This window comes from Arthrobacter sp. 10T413_2 (assembly GCF_056394205.1).
Genome location: NZ_JBFTHK010000085.1, coordinates 1 through 18525 on the forward strand (window position 1 = coordinate 1; position 18525 = coordinate 18525).

Sequence of the window (18525 nt, forward strand, 5' to 3'; positions counted from 1 at the left end):
CCTTGTGGCCGGCACCGTCCAGGCGGCCCTGGGTCGCAAGGACGTTGCGCAGGGCAGCGGGCGAGGCGAAGACCACTGTGGCATCGATCGCCGCGGCGGCGTCCGCCAGCGCGCGGGCTGTGAGCGTGCGGGGCGCTGTCACGTCCATGGCGGGTGTCACCGACACTGCTCCCAGCGCAGGTCCCAGCAGGGCGAACGGTGCGAAGCCCGCCACCAGGCGTGCCCCCGGGCGGATCCCCAGCGTCGCGGCCACGGTGTCCCGCATTGCGGCCAGTTGCCGGTGCGTATACAGGACGCCCTTGGCCGGACCGGTGGAGCCGGAGGTGAAGAGCACGGCGGCGGGGGCGTCCGGGCCCGGGTGCGGAGCCAGGCCCGGGTCCGGGCTGAGTGTGGCTCCGCGGCGGGCGAGGGCGGCGAGGGAAGTCTCGACGGCGAGGACGCGGCGGCGGGCGGCGGGCAGGTCCCGCACACTGATGCGCCGGCCGGGCCAGCCAAGCACCGACGCGGCGGCGAGGGCCCTGTCGATCCCGATGAGGTAATCCGGGGTCGCACCCTTCACGGCGCGGTTCAGGCCGCGGGTGCCGAGGCCGGCGTCGGCCACCACCACCACGGCGCCGAGCCGCAGACAGGCGTAAAGGACCACGGTCAGGTCGACGCCCGGCGGGACCATCAGGCTCACCCGGCTGCCGTGMCGGACACCGGATTCCTGCAGGCCGGCTGCGAGGGCGGTGATATTCCGTTCCAGCTCCTGCCAGCTGAGCGAGCGGGCGACTTTTCCGTCCGCGGCCATCTCGGCGATGGCGGTGTCCCCGGCATGAGGTCCTGCCGCCAGCCCGGTAAGYGGCGCCCACATGGGCGCGAGCCCGGTGCCGGGGTCGGGCGCCGGGGATTCCGGCGTCGAGGGTTCCGGCATTGGGGGTTCGGGCGCCGGGTTTACCGGGACCGGACCGTCCGCGGGGCCGTTGTCCCGGCCGCGCTCGGCAAGCCACTCGAAGACGGGGGCGGCAATGTCCCGGTCCTCCGCGACCAAGTGGCCGGCRCCCTCGAAGCGGTGGACTTTCGCGTGCGGGAGCCGGCCGATGAGGTCCTTGAGGTACCGGTCGGAGAAAATCGGGTCCCGCGGGCCCCAGAGCATCAAGGCCGGAACGCTCAGCCTGCGCAGGCCTTCGGCGACGCGGGTGAGCGCCGGGAAACTCGGATGGGACGCGTCCGCGGGAATGTCGGCKACAAAGTTTCCCACGCCGGCGCGGCGGCCGGCGCCCCGGTAGGGGGCCATGAAGGCGCTGCKGACATCCTCTGCGAGCGGCGGGCTGGCCAGGGAATGCGTCACCCGCAGGAAGGTGTCCGACGTCGTCGTTCCCCAGCGGTGCACGGCAGGGTGCAGAGCTAGCCGCAGAGCCGGCGGGATGGGTGAGCCGGGGGGCTGGTGGACGGCGGTGTTGGTCAGCACGACACCGGCKAGCTGCTGCGGATGCGCCAGGGCCCAGCCGAGGCTGATCACGCCGCCCCAGTCGTGGCCGACGGTGACAACCGGCCCGTCCAGCCCGAGGGCGGCGGTGAGGTCGCCGAGGTCGTTGATCCGGTCCGCCAGGCGCCGGAACGTGCCGGTGCGCTCGGAGAAGCCCATATCCAGCTGGTCCACGGCCACCACACGCCACGGATGCGCAGGGTCGGAACCGGCCGCCAGCAGGGTCCGCCACAGGTACGACCACGTCGGGTTGCCGTGCACGCACAGCAGCGTGCCGGCGGGAGCCAGGCCGCGGCGGGCGAGCTGGGCGCCGTTGTCGAGCAGGTGCCAGCGGCGCAGGGTTCCAGGCTCATCCGCGGCGGAAGTGGACGCCACATCGATGTCGCGCGACCATTCGGGGTCGACGCCGGTCCAGTCGGCGGTTACCAAACGATTTCCACCATGGCGGTGTTCAGGCCGGAGCCGACGCCCATGCACAGCACGCGGTCMCCGGTCACGAGCGTCTGCGCCTCCGCCGCGAGGGTCATGGGCAGGGAGGCCGGGCCCACATTGCCCCAGTGCGGGAACGTGATCGGCACCTTGTCCGGGTCCAGGTCGATGGCGTCGATGATGGCCTGGGTGTAGGCATTGCTCACCTGGTGCGTTACGTAGCGGTCCATTGAGGCCCAGTCCCACTCCGGCTGTGCCTCCTTCCAGGCATCGACCACGAGTTGCAGGCCGCCATCGAGCAGGCCCTTGGTGTCGGTGGCCATCCCGTCGATGCCGCCCACGCACAGTTCATGGTGCTCGGTGCCGGCGCGCATCACGCCGCCGACGATMCGGTGCGCCCCGGGGTGCTGGTCCGCGGGGCCCAGGACGGCCGCAGCGGCTCCGGAGCCCAGGGTGAGAGTGGCGAATTCGCGGTTGAAGTCCTCGCGGGTCGTCTCGGGCCGCTRCAGCCGCGCCAGGGTGGCCTCCTGCGTGGCCTGGGCATCCTCACCGTTGACGATCACCGCGTACTTGATCTGGCCGGAGTCGATCATGCTGGCCGCCAGGGTCATACCGTTGACGAATCCGAGGCAGGCGTTGGCGAGGTCGAAGTTTATGGCCGACGACGGCAGGCCGAGTGCATGGTGGATCTTCACCGCGACAGAGGGTTCGAGGTTGCGCCGCGTGACCGAGGTGTTGATCAGCAGGCCAACGTCGGCCGCTTCGATGCCGGACTCGGCCAGGGCCTTCGCGCCGGCCTCGATGGCCGCGTCGTCGAACGATGTCCCGGGGGCCCACCAGCGCCGGTGCGTGATGCCGGCGACCCGTTCGAGCAGCTTCGGCGGGAACTTCAGCCGCCGCAGGGTCAAAGCCAGCCTGTGGTCGAAATCCTTGGAACTGACGATCGTCGGAGCTTCGACGCTGCTCACCGAAAGCAACGCGGTGTTGTAGTGCCGGAATGTCGCATTCCCTACCAATTCAAGCCCCTGTTCATGTCCGTCCTGCGCTCCAGCGGTTGACTGCCCCTTCAAACACAAGCCCAAGAGCTTAACTATGCCCGGTGCCGGCAGGTTTCCGCACATGCCGCCTACGGCATCTGCGGAGGCCTCGCACGGGTTGTGCGCGGAATAGCCGCAGCTCCGCAGTAGATTGTAGGTACCCGGGGCCGTCCCCGAMCATCCATGTCCGTCCGAATCATGCTTTCGCCCAACAGCGTGCCCAGTCCGCCAGCCAGGAGATCCGAAGTACCTTGCACCTGAAGAGTCTGACCGTCCGGGGATTCAAATCGTTTGCCTCAGCGACAACGTTTGAATTCGAACCCGGCGTCACCGCCGTGGTGGGCCCCAACGGATCGGGCAAATCCAATGTGGTGGACGCCCTGGCCTGGGTCATGGGCGAACAGGGCGCCAAAACCCTGCGTGGCGGCAAGATGGAGGACGTGATCTTCGCGGGCACCTCCGGACGTCCGCCCCTGGGCCGGGCCCACGTCTCCCTGACCATCGACAACAGCGACGGCGCCCTCCCGATCGAGTACAGCGAAGTGACGATCTCGCGCACCCTGTTCCGGACCGGCGGCTCGGAGTACGCCATCAACGGCGCGRCCTGCCGGCTGCTGGACATCCAGGAGCTGCTCTCCGATTCGGGCCTCGGCCGCGAAATGCACGTCATCGTCGGCCAGGRGCAGCTGGACAAGGTCCTGCACGCCACCCCCGAGGACCGGCGCGGGTTCATCGAGGAGGCCGCCGGCATCCTCAAACACCGACGCCGCAAGGAAAAGACGGTCCGCAAACTCGAAGCCATGCAAGCCAACCTATCCCGGCTCAGCGACCTCACCGGCGAAATCCGGCGGCAGCTCACACCGCTGGGCAAGCAGGCCGAAGTGGCCCGGCGTGCCCAGACCGTCCAGTTCGAGGTCCGCGACGCCCGCTCACGCCTGCTGGCCGACGATCTCGTGCAGCTGCAGTCCGCGCTGGCCCGGGACGTCGCGGATGAGTCGGCGCTCAAGGCGCGCCGCGGCGTCGTCGAACGCGACCTCGACGCCGGCCGGCAGCGCCAGGCGGTCCTTGAGCAGCTAGCCGCCGAGGCCACGCCCGCGCTGAACGCCGCCCGGGACAACTGGTACACCCTTTCCACAGGACGCGAACGGCTCCGGTCCCTGGGTTCGCTCGCCGAGGAACGCCGCCGCCTGCTGGGCGCCGCGGATGTGGTTCCGGACACCGGCCGGGATCCGGACCAGCTGGAGAAACAGGCCGCCCGCGTCCGCGAAGAGCAGGCCGGGCTGGAACGCCAGATCCTAGACCGCACCGGGGCGCTGGACGCCGCGACGGCCGCCAAGCAGGCCGCCGAACAGGCCGCCGCCGCCGAGGACAAGCGGCTGGCGGCCCTGCTCCGCGCCGCCGCAGACCGGCGCGAAGGCCTGGCCCGGCTCGCCGGACAGGTCGGCGCGGCACGGTCCCGCGTGGAATCGGCCCAGGCCGAGCTCGGACGCCTCCGCGACTCGCAAAAAGCGGGCGAGGAGCGCCGCCGGCAGGCACACAGCGAATTCACCGCACTGGAATCACAGGTGGCAGGCGTTGAGGACGGCGAGGAATCGCTCGACGCCGAGTACGAGGCCGCCAGTGCGGAGCTGGACGACATCMTCGCCGGCATCGAGGAGCTGGAAGCGGCCGAGCGCGAGGGCGAACGGGAACGCGGCGCCCTCGCGGCCCGCCGCGATGCCCTCCAGCTGGGCCTTAACCGGAAGGACGGCTCCGAGCACGTGCTCKGTGCGGGGGACTCGGGAGTTTTGGCCACGGGCGTGCTCGGTTCTCTGGCGTCCATGATCACGGTCGAGCCTGGCTTCGAGCCCGCCGTCGCCGCGGCCCTCGGCACCGCCTCCGACGCCGTGGTGGTCCGGGACCGGGAGACGGCCGCCGCCGCCGTGCGGCTTCTGCGCGAGGACGACGCCGGCCGCGCCGCGCTGCTGCTCGCGGATCCTTCCGCTGCTGCTGCCAGTGCTGCCAGTGCTGCTGCCGCCCCGCGCACCGGCACCACCCTGGCCGCCGAGACCTCGCTTCCCGCCGACACATCGCTTCCCGCCGGAGCCCGCTGGGCCGCGGAACTGGTGTCCGTGACGGCACCCGATACCGCCGGGCTGCCGCTGGCCGCCCTGCTGGCGGGCGTCGCCGTCGTGGACGACCTCGACGTCGCGGCGGACCTGATTGCCGCATATCCCGGGCTCACCGCCGTGACCYGGGCCGGGGACGTCGTCACGGCATTGACCGTCACCGGTGGCTCCGCGACGGMGCCGTCGCTGCTGGAAGTCCAGGCCGCCGTCGACGACGCCGCCGCCAAGCTGGCCACTGTCACCGCCGGCCTCGAACGCAACCGCTTCGCCMTCTCTACCGCCCGGTCCCGGCGCGCCGAAGCCCAGGACCGCGCGGACGGGGCCCTCGCGAAGCTCCACGACTCCGACGCGAAGCTCGCCGCCGTCGCCGAACGCCTGGGCCACCTCAACTCGGTGCTGCGCAGCGCCGTMGGCGAAAGTGAGCGTCTCACCGCGTCCCTGGCCGGGGCAGAGGCCAACATCGCCGGCGAACAGGAGGCACTCGAGGCGGTAGCGGCGCGGCTCGCCGCGGCCCAGGAGGCYCCCGCGGAGCAGGAACCCTCTCCGGAACACCGCGACGCCCTGGCCCTGGCCGCCTCGCTGGCGCGCACTGCCGAGATGGAGGCCCGGCTCGCCCTGCGGAGCGCCGAGGAACAACTCACGGCCACCCGCAACCGGGCCACCTCGCTGGAACGCGCCGCCGCCACTGAACGCCGCGCCCGTGAAGAGGCTGCGGAACGGGCCCGCCGCCGGCGGCTCCAGGCCCGGCGCGCCGCCGCCGTCGCCGACGCCGTGGAGCAGGTAATCGGGTTCCTCGACGTCTCCGTGGAGCTGGCGCGCCGGGAGCGGGACAGCGCCGAGGAACGCCGGGAAGAAATGGAGCGCGAACTCGCCGCGGTCCGCACCGGCAACGACGCCCTGGCCCGCGAACTGGCCGAACTCACCGACTCCGTGCACCGCGACGAGCTCGCCCGCGCCCAGCAGCGGCTGCGCATCGAGGCGCTGGAACTCAGGAGTATTGAAGAGCTCGGGCTGACGGCCGACCAACTCGTGGCCGACTACGGCCCCGACCAGCCCGTCCCGGTGCCGGCCAGCGAATCGGGCGATAAGTGGGCCGCGTTGCGCACCCCGGTGGACGAGGACGGCCGGGAGATTAGTGAAGGCAAGCCCTTCGTCCGCGAGGAACAGGAAAAGCGGCTCAAACGCGCCGAACGCGACCTCTCGGCCCTGGGCAAGGTCAATCCGCTGGCCCTCGAGGAATTCGCCGCGCTCKAGGAACGCCACCAGTTCCTCAGCACCCAGCTCGAAGACCTGAAATCCAGCCGCAAGGACCTCCTGGACATCATCAAGGAAGTCGACGACCGCGTCCAGAAGGTCTTTGCCGAAGCGTTCGAGGACACTTCCCGGCAGTTCGTGCGGGTCTTCGCCCGGCTGTTCCCGGGTGGCGAGGGCCGCCTGGTCMTGACCGACMCCTCGGACATGCTCACCACCGGAATCGAGGTGGAAGCGCGGCCGGCGGGAAAGAAAATCAAGCGGCTCTCACTGCTGTCCGGCGGGGAGCGGTCCCTGACGGCGGTGGCGCTGCTGGTGGCCATCTTCAAGGCCCGGCCCTCGCCCTTCTACGTCATGGACGAGGTGGAAGCAGCGCTCGATGACACAAACCTGGGCCGGCTCATCACCATCTTCGAAGAGCTGCGCGAATCCAGCCAGCTGATCGTCATCACGCACCAGAAACGCACCATGGAAGTGGCCGATGCCCTGTACGGCGTCACGATGCGCGGCGACGGCGTCTCCACGGTCATCAGCCAGCRGCTAACAGCGGAGGTCCAGCCAGGGCCTCCCACTTTGGCGTGACGGCTTTGGCAAGCTGGGACTGACGTCAGTGCCGGAGTCACGCCGCAGCACCATCAAAATTGTCAGTGCCCCTTCATAGACTTGGGGTATGAAAAGCAGGGCGGCTTGGAGCGGGGACAGCGGGGACAGCGGGGCGGCGGTGGAGGCCGTTGCCGCGTCTGTGGCTGTGCTTGCTGCCTTGCTCGGGTCCGGCTCCGACGGCCCGGACCGCCCTGATTCGGGCACCGCCAAGCGGAGTGCTGATCGGCCCGGCTCCGGTGGTGATCCGTTGCGGGATCTGGCGGATGCGTTGCTGGACGGGTTGGCCGAAGTGTCCCGGTTGGAGGCCCGGACGGCGGCGCTGAAGGTTCAGCTGGCCGCCGACTACGCGCAGGCGGCCAGGTTCCTGGCCCCGCCGGCGGGATCCGTGCGGGACCGCGCCGTCCAGGAGATGGCGCTGGTCGCGGAGGTGGCCTGTGTCCTGACCGTGAGCGAACGCACCGCCGGGGCGCTCTTGTCCGAGGCCCGGGCACTGACAACGGCACTCCCGCTATCCCTGGCGGYGTTGCGGGCCGGGACGATTTCCTGGCAGCACGCCCGGATCCTCGTCGAGGAAACCAGYGGCCTGGATTCTGCCGGGGCGGCCTCGCTGGAGGGGCATTTCCTGGACCCGGCCGCGCCGAACCCGGCCCGCGGCTGCCCGGCCGGGGAGCTCGTGCCGTCCCGGTTCCGGGCCAAGGCCCGCACCTGGCGCGAACGCCACCACCCGGAGAGCATCGAGGCACGCCACACCGTGAGCGTCGCGGACCGGCGGGTCGAGTTCGTCCCGGACCGGGACGGCATGGCCTGGCTCTCGGCCCGGCTCCCGGCCGAGACCGCGGCCGGGATCTGGGAACGGACCACCGCCGCGGCCCGGGCCCTGCAGGGCCCGGACGAGCCCCGGACCCTGGCCCAGCTCCGCGCCGACATTACCGCGACCTGGCTCCTCACCAACGGCACCGGCCCCAGCACAGGGACCACAGCCGGAACAGCCGGCGGCGGACTCGTCAGCGGCGGGACGGGCGGGTGTGTGCGTGGGGGTGTTCCGGTGCCGCGGGCGCAGGTCMTGGTCACCGTCCCGGTCCTGTCGCTCCTCGGCGTCACCGAGGAACCGGCCGTCCTGGACGGGTACGGGCCGATCCCGCCGTCGATGGCCCGCCGCCTSGTTGCCGGCGGCGCGGGTTCCTTCTACCGGGTCCTGACCGATCCCCGGGACGGGKCCCCGCTGGAGATCGGGCGGAGCAGTTACCGTCTGACGACGGCGCAGCGGCACTGGCTCCGGCTCCGTGACGGCAGGTGCCCGTTCCCCGGCTGTAACAACCAYTCCCTGGACAATGAGGCGGACCATCTCCTGGCCTGGGCCGACGGCGGCACCACCGGCATCGCCAACCTGGGCCAGCCCTGCCGCAAACACCACCGCCTCAAACACGCCTCCGCCTGGCAGCCMGTMGGGGCCAGCGCAACCAGCCCGCCGGGCTKGACCTCGCCCTCAAAACGCTATTATCCGAGCGAGCACCAGGACTGGGAACCGCCCCGCTGGCCGGACAACATCCCGATCACGGCGACAGCCACAGACCCACGGGCGGAAGGCGTGCCCGCCGATCCCGAGCCGGAACTGCCCCCGGACCCCTTCCCCGACTGGCACCACTTCACGGCCGKGCACCCATTCCCCGCCGCAAACACCGACGACCCTGGCTGGCCGCCACCMCTCGACGAGCCCATCCCCGAAGACCTCGTGCTTCCATTTCTATGATCGGCAACCTCACGTCTCTGGGCGGGGTCGACGTCTGAGCAGCTCAGAGGTCCAAGCAGAACGAAATCGCTGGCCACGGCCCATTTAGGGTTTGTGAGAAGCTAGGGGAGTGAACGACATCCTCCCCATTATTCTGCCCATTCTCGCTGTGTTGGTGGTCCTCGGCGCGCTGATCCCGGTGCTCATGAAGACCCGGAAGAACGTCAAGACCTATCCCGGCACGCGCGACGCAAACGACCCCGTGCAGGCCCCGGGAACCGGAACCCTTGTGGAGGACCGTCCGGCGCCAGCACCGGCGCCTGAACGGAAGGCGCCGGGCGCCGTCGAGGTCGAAGGACTCGAAACGGTCGAGGTGCCGGACAACGCGGCCGGCCTGGAAACCGTACCGGTGGAAACGCCGCTGCCGGTCGCCGGGCGCCTCATCCGGCTGCGCGAGCGGCTGGTCAAATCCAACAACATCCTGGGCAAGGGGCTCCTGGCCCTGCTCTCGGCGGACAAGATCGATGAAAACGTCTGGGACGAGGTCGAGGAAACCCTCCTGCTGGCCKACCTCGGCACCGAACCGACCATGCAGCTCGTGGATGCGCTCCGCGAACGCGTCAAGGTGATCGGCACGCGGGAMCCCGAGCACGTCAAGGCCCTGCTCCGCGAGKAACTCATCAAGCTCGTGGACCCCACCATGGACCGCACCCTGCACGTGGAGCGCCACGCCGACAAACCTTCCGTCATGATGGTGGTCGGCGTCAACGGCGTCGGCAAGACCACCACCGTGGGCAAACTGGCCCGCGTGCTCGTCGCCGAGGACAAGGACGTGCTGCTGGGCGCAGCCGACACCTTCCGTGCGGCCGCCGCCGAGCAGCTGGCCACGTGGGGCCAGCGCGTGGGCGTCMCCACCGTGAAGTCGGACATCGACGGCGCTGACCCCGCCTCGGTAGCCTACGAGGCCGTCAAGGCCGGCATCGACCAGGAAGTCGACGTCGTCATGATCGACACCGCGGGGCGGCTGCAGAACAAGGTGGGCCTCATGGACGAGCTCAGCAAGGTCAAGCGGGTCATCGAAAAGCTTGCCGAGGTGGACGAGGTCCTGCTGGTCCTGGATGCCACCACCGGCCAGAACGGGCTCAACCAGGCCCGGGTGTTCTCCGAGGTGGTCAACATCACCGGAATCGTCCTGACCAAGCTGGACGGCACCGCCAAGGGCGGGATCGTCGTCGCCATCCAGAAGTCCCTGGGCGTGCCGGTCAAGCTGATCGGCCTGGGCGAAGGCGCCGATGACCTCGCGCCGTTCGACGCCGAAGCGTTCGTCGACGCGTTGCTGAACTAATCACGCACGTCAAAAAAGTGCCCCGGTCCGCAGAGGACCGGGGCACTTTTTGCTGCTGGTTGTGCTGCGCGAAGTCGGCGGGATGTCGCTAGTACGTGAAGTGCAGCACCGTCACGGTTCCGGCCGTTAGCTTGAACTGCTGCGTCCMGGACTTGTAAGCGAAGCCGGGCACCGTGGCAYGCTCGGCGAGGGGCTTCGGCTMGGACTTGGCGCCGTCGATCACGGTCTGGTCMTCGGCTTTGTAGCTGGGGCCGCTGAGCTGGGTCATGGTCCCGGTCACCGGCTTGCCCGGCAGGTTCAGGGTGACGTCGGTCTGCGCGGCCTTTTCGGGGTCGTTTTCATTGACGATCACCACGCTGGTGCTGCCGTCCGCGTTCTGCAGTGCGTAGCTGAACGCCAGCCCGCCGCCGGAGCTGTTCAGCTTCATGAACTTGCCTGCCTCAAGTTCGGCCACCATGGAGATGCCGAAGAAGTTGGCCCGGCCGGACATCTGGCCGTTGCCGAACGGGTAGGCGCCGGCGCTGCAGATCGCGGACAGGGGCGKGCCGCCCTTGCAGGTCTGCAGGGAGCTGTGGAAACCGATCCGGGTGATGCCCAGCTGGGCGGCGTTGAGGGCATAGTCTGCCGCCCACAGGGCCGAGGCGTGGGTGCGGGAGGTCTCGTTCGAGCCGGGGCAGGCGGCGATCCCGGTTTCCGGGAGCCATGTCTCCAGGCCCGCGTCCTGGCCGACCTTGAGGGCCKATTTCTGGTAATCGGCGGCGCGGTCGTGCATCAATTGGCTCATCAGGTTGGCCATGGTGGGCGAGCCCTTGGGGTCGCTGCCGTCACAGCTGTACAGCGGGTAGTTATGGAACGTGAGGATCTTCTTCTGCGGGAGGTCAGCATCGACGAACGGCTGCCACCACTTCTGGTCATAGGCACCCGGGCCGGAGATGGGCACCTTGGGGGCCACCGCGTAGATGGCGTTGGCGTAGTCTTTCAGTTCCCGGAGGTACTGGTCCAGGCTGTAGCCGGTGCCGGTCTTCACATCGTTGAAGACGAAGCCGTTAGGTTCGTTGCCCACGGTGACGCTGAGCAAACGGTCGCCGAAGATCTCCGAGGCGTTCTTGACCATGTCTGCAGCCCGGGCCGGGTCGTAATGGCCCAGGTCCACCGTCAGGCTGATCGAGGCATTCCCGGCCTCAAGAAGAGTCTTCACGCGTGCCAGGTCAGCCGGGCCCACGGCCTTGACCGGGTGGGTCTTGTCTCCCTTGTAGCCGGCGGGGACGGCCTCGCCGGTGGAGGTCCAGAAGAAGCGCCGGTCCACGGCGTTGCCGCCGAAGCGCAGGACAGGCTGGTCGATCTCCTTCAGGAGCTTGACCATCGACGCGTTGTCGGCGCTGAGGTCAGGGTCTGCCAAGTCCGTTGCCTCCAGGGAGATTCCCGTCATGCMCTTGTTMAGGGATGTGCCCACGAGGTCGCTGGAGACGTCCACCTTAAGGGGCTCAACCTTTTCCAGCGGTGACCCGGCCGGCGGACCCGCCTGCTGGTAGTACGTCACCGGCGGCCCCACCTCGGCAGGGCCGGACGCCGGGGCGGATTCGGAGGTGGCCGGTGGTGCCGGCGGTGCCTGGGTGGGGCCGCCGAGAGCCAGGGGAACCAGCACCGCCGTGGCCGCGAGGACGGCTACGATTCCGGTGCCGGCGATAATCCGTGCGCGCTTCTTGTTCTTTCCGGCATTCACTGCGTTCGCCGGATTAGCCGCATTCGCGGGGTTGGTTGGGTCAGGGCTATCGGCTTTCCCGGGGGAAGAGTCGAATCTGGCCATGGGGGATTACCTCCGGAGGGTTGTGGCAAGTGACCCCAGCTTAGCCAAGGGCGGAGGCAGGCGCTGACCAGCGGGTTCGTGTCAGGGCACCGTCTGCGGTGATTGGCCGCGGCGGCCCGGGCCGGATACAGTTTGCGGCGTTCCCCGGCGCGCCGGGMTAGGCGCGGTTCGCGGTGTGCCGGACAAACGTTTCCCGGGCCGGGAGCCACACAGCGGCGGCGGCCAGCAGCATGCCGCCCGTGACGCCGAAGGCCCAGCCGTAGCCCAGACGGTCCGCCAGCAGCCCGGCCACGACGGGTCCGACGATCGCGCCGCTGTCAGAGGCCATCTGGAAGACGGCCAGGACGCGGCCGCCGGAACGCTCGTTGCCGATCACGTCGGCGATGGCAGCCTGCTGGGCCGGTCCCAACAGCCCGGAGCCGATCCCCGCACAGGCGGACGCGAGCAGGAACCAGGGCAGCTGGTGAGTGAACCCGATAGCCGCCGTGGCCGTGCCGGTGACCACCAGTCCGGCGAGCAGGAGCGGCTTGCGGCCGAGGCTGTCCGCGAGCCGGCCGGAGAACGTCAGCGCCACCGCGTTGCCGCCCGCAAACACGGCCAGTGCCCAGCCAGCCGATTCCGGACCGGCGCCGAGGGCCACGACGGCGAACAGCGGCACCGTCGCCATCCGCACCCCGAAGGTGGCCCAGCCATTGGCGAAGCTCGAAAACAGGCCGGCCCGGTACGCGCTGTCCCGGAGCGCGTCTTTCAGTTCCATCGCCGGGGCCGTGGCGCCGGKCTCCCGCGAGGCGGCCGGGACGTGGCTGAGCTGGGTCTGCACCACGATGGCCGCCAGCACGAGGGCGGCCGCGTAAGCAAGGAACGGCACGCGCAGGCCGAAGTTGGCGAGCAGGCCGCCGACGATAGGTCCGCAGACGTTGCCGATCAGGAATGCCGAGGCGTAGGCCCCGGAGACGCGGCCGCGGCTTTTCGGCGGCGCGAGCCGGACCACGAGCGCCATGGATGCCACGGTAAACATCACCGACCCCGCCCCACCGAGCCCGCGGAAGATCAGGAGCTGCCAGTAGTCCTGGGCGAAGGCGCAGGCCGCCGTCGACGCCGCCACTATCAGCAGACCGGCAACGTAGACGGGCCGTTCGCCGAACTTTACGATCAGCGCGCCGCCGGCCGGGGCGAAGACCAGCCGCATGAAGGCGAAGATGCTCACGATCACCGCCGCCGCCGTCGCGCCGACGTTGAAAGTGGTCGCGAACTGGGGGAGTACCGGCGCGACAAGGCCAAAGCCGATCGCGATCAGGAAGGCCGCCACCAGCATCACCTTGATGTCCCGGGGAAGCCGGGAACGCCCGTGCGCCACGGCGGGCAGCTTGGGGGCGGCTTCGCCGGCGGGGCGGGAGGTCTTGCTCATAGTGCGTTAGTCCTTGGGGAGAAGAGGGGCCGGCGGGCTGCTGGTCCTAAAGCGCGGGATTATGCGGATGAAACATAACCGTAACAAGTGTGAGATGCACCATTTACGTCCGGGAGGTTCTTGTAACAACCCGGCAATCTAAATCCTCCGCCAGCGAAACACGGCCCCGCGAAACTCGATGTAGAACGCAAATAATGCGTTGGGACCGGCGGACTACTCCGCACCTAATAGCAAGAGAGGACGTAGACCATGGAACTCACCGCAGGTCTCGTTTGGCTCCTGGTCGCCGCGGCACTCGTGCTGTTCATGACCCCGGGTCTAGCATTCTTCTACGGCGGCATGACTCGTGCCAAGTCGGCTTTGAACATGATGATGATGAGCTTCGTCGCCATTGGCACCGTCGGGATCATGTGGGTCCTGTGGGGCGCTTCGATGGCCACGGCCAACGAGGACAACTTCTTCCAGATCTTCGCCAACCCGTTCAGCCACTTCGGTCTCCACGGTTTCACCGAACCGGCTGACCTGCTTAAGGTCKGCTACGCGGCCACGTTCGCCATCATCACTGTGGCCCTGATCTCCGGTGCGGTCGCCGACCGTGCCAAGTTCTCCGCCTGGGTGGTCTTCACCCCGATCTGGGCAACGCTCGTTTACGCCCCGATGGCCTTCATGGTCTGGGGCGGCGGTCTCTTCTCTGCCAGCGGCTGGTTCGGCCAGACGTTCGCGCCGGTCATCGACTTCGCCGGTGGCACCGTGGTCCACATCAACGCCGGCGTCGCGGGCTTGATCCTGGTCCTGATCATCGGCAACCGCAAGGGCTTCGGCAAGGACCCGAACCACCGCCCGCACAACATTCCGTTCGTCATGCTCGGTGCCGCCATCCTGTGGTTCGGCTGGTTCGGCTTCAACGCCGGTGCCGCCGCGACCGTTGAGCAGGCCGGCCTGATCTGGATMAACACGCTGGCCGCCCCGGCCGCCGCCATGCTCGGCTGGCTCGCCGTCGAACGCTTCCGCGACGGCCACCCGACGTCCCTCGGTGCGGCCTCCGGTGTGGTCGCCGGCCTGGTCGCCATCACCCCGGCTTGTGCCAACGTCTCCCCGCTCGGTGCGATCGCCCTCGGCGTCGTCGCCGGCGTGGCCTCCGCGCTCGCCGTCGGCCTGAAGTTCAAGTTCGGCTACGACGACTCGCTCGACGTCGTCGGTGTCCACCTCGTCTCCGGTGTTGTCGGCACCGTGGCGATCGGATTCCTGGCCACCCCGACCCAGGGCACCGCGGGCCTCTTCTACGGCGGCGGCACCACGCAGCTGGTCGCCCAGACCCTGGCCGCAGCGTGCTCGATCGTCTTCACCGCCGTGATGACGTTCATCATCGCCTTCCCGATCCACAAGCTCATGGGCTTCCGGGTCTCCCAGGAACAGGAAGTCGTCGGTGTGGACCTGAGCCTGCACGCAGAGACCGCTTACGAGTTCGGCGTCGGCGGCCACGGCGGCAGCTTCCAGCCGCTGCACGAACTGATCACCGGCAAGCCGGGCGAAGACGCAGTCTCAGCAGCCCCGATGGACGTCACGTCCAACGGCAAGAAGAACGCAACGGGTAAGGAAAGTGTGGGGGCATGAAACTGATCACGGCAATCGTCCGTCCGGAAAAGCTGGAGGCTATTCGCGAAGGTCTCGAAGCCTACGGTGTGCAGGGCCTGACGGTCAGTGCAGCCAGCGGCTACGGCCGGCAGCGTGGCTACACCGAGGTGTACCGCGGGGCTGAGTACAACGTGGACCTCCTGCCCAAGATCCGGGTAGAAGTCCTGGCCACCGACGAACAGGCGGACGACATCCTCGATGTCATCATCGCCAGTTCGAACACCGGCCGGGCCGGCGACGGCAAGGTCTGGACGATGGATGTGTTCGAGGCCGTCAGGGTCCGCACCGGAGAGCGCGGCGCGGCAGCTATCTAGCTGCACCCGCCCCGCCGCGGAACGCGGCACTGACACAGCGGCACTGACACAGCGGTCCTGACACAGCGGGCCGGATGCCCGAAAAGGCATCCGGCCCGCTTCGTCGTTTMTGCGGTCGCCTCCAGCGGGTTGCGCGCTACTATGCGGCCGTGTTGCGTCCGTCTAGGCCGGCCAGTCCTCCGGGCCGGAGGTCCCGGCGGGATAGTCCTCCAACGGCACATGTCCGGCCGCCCAGGACTTCAGTACCGGGTCCAGGATGCGCCAGCAGTCCTCGGCGGTGTCCGCCCGCACTGAGAGCAGCGGATCGCCGGTGAGGACGCCCTCCAGCACTTCACCGTACGGCAGGAGCTCGGAAGCGCTCAGCTCGGCCTGCAGGGTGGCCCGGTCCAGGCTCAGGACATCGCCGGGGCCGTTCACATCGACGTCGAACTTCAGCGTGTCCGGGCCAAAACCGATCCGCAGCTGGTTGGGGGCGTCCACGCCGCTGAAACCCTTCGGCAGATACGGCACCGGCCGGAACGTCACCACGGCTTCCTTGCGCTTGGTGCCCAGCGCTTTGCCCGAACGCAGGATGAACGGCACGCCCTGCCAGCGCCAGTTGTCGATCCCGAGCTGCACCTCGGCGAGGGTTTCGGTGTCCCTGGCCGGGTCCACCCCGGTTTCCTTGGCGTAGTCCGGGACCTTCCGGCCGTCGATGGAACCGGCCGTGTAGCGTGCCCGGCGGGTACTTTGGCGGTACKGGGCCTTGATGCTGCTGGYGCGCAGCACCGTGGCAATGGCATCGCGCAGGTCGCGTTCGTCCACGGACGCCGGCGGCTCGATCGCCATGAGCGCCATGATCTCCAGCAGATGGCTTTGGATCATGTCCCGCAGGGCGCCGGCGCCGTCGTAGTAGCGGGCCCGGCCCTCCAGGGCGAGGTCTTCGTCGAAAACGATCTCGACCTTTTCAATGTACTGACGGTTCCACACCGGCTCCAGGAACGTGTTCGCGAAGCGCAGGCCCAGGATGTTCAGGACGGTTGCCTTGCCCAGGAAGTGGTCCACCCGGTGGATGTGGTCCTCGGGGACCAGCGCGGCCAGCGTCGTGTTCAGGTGCCGGGCGKACTGCTCGTCCGAGCCGAACGGTTTCTCCATCACCAGCCGGGTCCCGGCGGGCACGTCTTCCGGGGCCAGCGCCTCGCACGCGAGCTGGCTGACGTGCGGCGGAAGTGCGAAGTAGACGGCCACGGGACCTTCCAGCTCCTTCAGCAGCCCGGCGAGCTGCCCGCCGGCCGTGACGTCGAGCTGGTGGTACGTGCTCTCCTTGCGGATCCGCTTCAGCTCATGCTTGCCCTCGGTATCGGCCTGCGAGTTCTCGTCCGCGAAAGACTCCTMGATCCGCTCCAGCCACTGATCGGCCGTCCACGGGTCGGACCCTGCACCGACTAACGTGAGGCCGTCGGCGCGGCCCCGGGCCACCAAGCGGGCGAGCCCGGGGAGCAGGAGCCTGCCGGTGAGATCGCCCGAGGCGCCCAGGATGAGGAGGGTTTTTACAGTTAATTGGCTGGTCACCTAAGCCAGCATGCCATCCTGAAGGCTCATCTTGGTACCCTAGATAGTMGAGTCCCGTTGTCGAGGCGGTTMGTTCAGGCGAACACCAGTCACGACGCTGGCGTGCCGGACCGGCCGCCACCTGTAGATCCACTGAAAGAAGTGCACGGCGCGTGTTCAATTCACTCTCTGACCGGTTGACAGCAACCTTCAAGAATCTGCGTGGCAAGGGCCGCCTGACCGAGGCGGACGTTGACGCCACCGTCCGGGAGATCCGGCGTGCCCTCCTGGACGCCGACGTCGCCGTGCCCGTGGTCCGGGAGTTCACCGGCCGCGTGCGTGAGCGTGCCCTCGGCGCCGAGGTGTCCGGCGCGCTGAACCCGAGCCAGCAGATCGTGAAGATCGTCAACGAGGAGCTCGTGGAGATCCTCGGCGGCGAGACCCGCCGGATCCGCCTGGCCAAGACCGGGCCCACCATCATCATGCTGGCCGKCCTCCAGGGCGCCGGTAAGACCACCCTGGCCGGCAAGCTGTCCAAATGGCTCAAGGCCCAGGGCCACAGCCCGATGCTCGTTGCCTGCGACCTTCAGCGCCCCAACGCCGTCACCCAGCTGCAGGTGGTCGGCCAGCGCGCCGGCGTGCCCGTCTTCGCCCCGCACCCGGGCGCCACGTCCACCGAACTTGACCACCCCGCCGGTGACCCGGTCGCCGTCGCCCGTGCCGGCGTCGAGGAAGCCAAGCGCACCCTCCACGACGTCGTGATCGTGGACACCGCCGGCCGTCTCGGCGTTGACGCCGACATGATGGAACAGGCGCGCCAGATCCGCCGCGCCATCGTCCCGAACGAAGTCTTGTTCGTCATCGACTCCATGATCGGCCAGGACGCCGTCAACACGGCGATGGCCTTCGACGAGGGCGTCAACTTCACCGGCATCGTGCTGTCCAAGCTCGACGGCGACGCCCGCGGCGGTGCCGCGCTCTCCGTCGCGTCGGTCACCGGCAAGCCGGTCATGTTCGCGTCCACCGGCGAAGGCCTKGACGACTTCGAGCTCTTCCACCCGGACCGCATGGCCTCGCGCATCCTCGACATGGGTGACGTCCTCACCCTGATCGAGCAGGCCGAGAAATCCTGGGACAAGGACGAGGCCGCCCGGATGGCGAAGAAGTTCGCCGACCAGGAAGACTTCACCCTGGACGACTTCCTCGCCCAGATGCAGCAGATCCGCAACATGGGCTCCATGAAAAAGATGCTCATGATGATGCCGGGTGCGCAGAACATCCGGCAGCAGCTGGAGCAGTTCGACGAGCGCGAGATCGACCGGGTTGAGGCCATTGTCCGATCGATGACCCCGCACGAGCGTGTGGCACCTAAGATCATCAACGGCTCCCGCCGGGCCCGCATCGCCCGCGGCTCCGGTGTGCACGTCTCCGAGGTCAACGGCCTGCTGGAGCGCTTCGCCCAGGCCCAGAAGATGATGAAGAAGATGGCCGCCGGCGGCGGCATGCCCGGAATGCCGGGGATGCCCGGCATGGGCGGCGGGGGAGGAGCCCGCAAGGGTGCCAAGTCCGCGCCCAAGAAGAAGGCCCGCTCCGGCAACCCGGCCAAGGCCGCGCAGGAACTGCGCGACGCCGAGGCCCGGCGTGCGGCCGGCGCCAAGGCCCTGCCCACCGGAGCGTCGTTCGGCCAGCAGGGCGGCGACTTCGATCCCTCCCAGCTGAACCTGCCCAAGGGCTTCGACAAGTTCCTCGGCGGCAGCAAATAGCCACCGCACKCTGATGCCGCCGGGGCTGTGTCGCCGGCGGCATCAGCACTGAAGTKCCATAGGGTTAGACCATGTTCAAGCAGCGCGTAGTCTTCGTC

11 protein-coding genes are annotated in these 18525 nt (G+C 68.9%); 6 read left to right on the top strand and 5 right to left on the bottom strand.

What is annotated here, in order from left to right; all coding sequences use genetic code 11:
* On the bottom strand, positions 1–1897 hold a 1897-nt coding region (locus AC1DBQ_RS14005; protein WP_476929075.1), incomplete at its 3' end, for an alpha/beta fold hydrolase.
* Entirely contained in the window at positions 1891–2913 is a 1023-nt protein-coding gene (locus AC1DBQ_RS14010; protein WP_476929076.1) for a 3-oxoacyl-ACP synthase III, read from the bottom strand. The genes AC1DBQ_RS14005 and AC1DBQ_RS14010, both read right to left, overlap by 7 nt.
* Before the next feature lie 272 nt (positions 2914–3185).
* Here AC1DBQ_RS14010 and smc point away from each other — a divergent pair, with 272 nt between their 5' ends.
* From smc to ftsY, 3 genes are all read left to right on the top strand, one after another.
* Positions 3186–6875 carry a chromosome segregation protein SMC gene (gene smc, locus AC1DBQ_RS14015; RefSeq protein ID WP_476929077.1) on the top strand — a complete coding sequence of 1230 codons (3690 nt, stop codon included), beginning with the start codon at positions 3186–3188 and terminating at the stop codon, positions 6873–6875.
* An 88-nt stretch (positions 6876–6963) separates the two neighbouring features.
* Positions 6964–8646, top strand: coding sequence for an HNH endonuclease signature motif containing protein (locus AC1DBQ_RS14020; RefSeq protein ID WP_476929078.1), 1683 nt, complete (start codon positions 6964–6966; stop codon positions 8644–8646).
* A gap of 109 nt (positions 8647–8755) precedes the next feature.
* A complete protein-coding gene (gene ftsY / locus AC1DBQ_RS14025; protein WP_476929079.1) occupies positions 8756–9970 on the top strand; it encodes a signal recognition particle-docking protein FtsY in 1215 nt (404 codons plus the stop codon).
* Between the two features lie 88 nt (positions 9971–10058).
* On the opposite strand, the gene AC1DBQ_RS14030 is transcribed toward ftsY, so the two are convergent.
* Both AC1DBQ_RS14030 and AC1DBQ_RS14035 read right to left on the bottom strand, forming a co-directional pair.
* Positions 10059–11693 carry a hypothetical protein gene (locus tag AC1DBQ_RS14030; RefSeq protein WP_476929080.1) on the bottom strand — a complete coding sequence of 545 codons (1635 nt, stop codon included), beginning with the start codon at positions 11691–11693 and terminating at the stop codon, positions 10059–10061.
* Positions 11694–11817: 124 nt separating this feature from the next.
* Entirely contained in the window at positions 11818–13092 is a 1275-nt protein-coding gene (locus tag AC1DBQ_RS14035; RefSeq protein WP_476929084.1) for an MFS transporter, read from the bottom strand.
* Between the two features lie 342 nt (positions 13093–13434).
* On the opposite strand from AC1DBQ_RS14035, the gene AC1DBQ_RS14040 reads away from it, so the two are divergent.
* Both AC1DBQ_RS14040 and AC1DBQ_RS14045 read left to right on the top strand, forming a co-directional pair.
* Entirely contained in the window at positions 13435–14799 is a 1365-nt protein-coding gene (locus AC1DBQ_RS14040; RefSeq protein WP_476929081.1) for an ammonium transporter, read from the top strand.
* Positions 14796–15134 (top strand): P-II family nitrogen regulator, encoded by a 339-nt coding sequence (locus AC1DBQ_RS14045; RefSeq protein ID WP_018773460.1) that lies wholly within the window; start codon positions 14796–14798, stop codon positions 15132–15134. The genes AC1DBQ_RS14040 and AC1DBQ_RS14045 overlap by 4 nt, the downstream gene beginning before the upstream one ends.
* A 162-nt stretch (positions 15135–15296) precedes the next feature.
* Here AC1DBQ_RS14045 and AC1DBQ_RS14050 read toward each other — a convergent pair whose 3' ends face one another.
* Positions 15297–16685: a glucose-6-phosphate dehydrogenase gene (locus AC1DBQ_RS14050; protein WP_476929082.1), complete on the bottom strand. Its 1389-nt coding sequence runs from the start codon at positions 16683–16685 to the stop codon at positions 15297–15299.
* A gap of 152 nt (positions 16686–16837) precedes the next feature.
* Between AC1DBQ_RS14050 and ffh the strand changes: the two genes are divergently transcribed.
* Positions 16838–18427, top strand: a complete 1590-nt coding sequence (gene ffh / locus AC1DBQ_RS14055; protein ID WP_476929083.1) for a signal recognition particle protein — start codon at positions 16838–16840, stop codon at positions 18425–18427.
* The last annotated feature ends 98 nt before the right edge of the window (positions 18428–18525 follow it).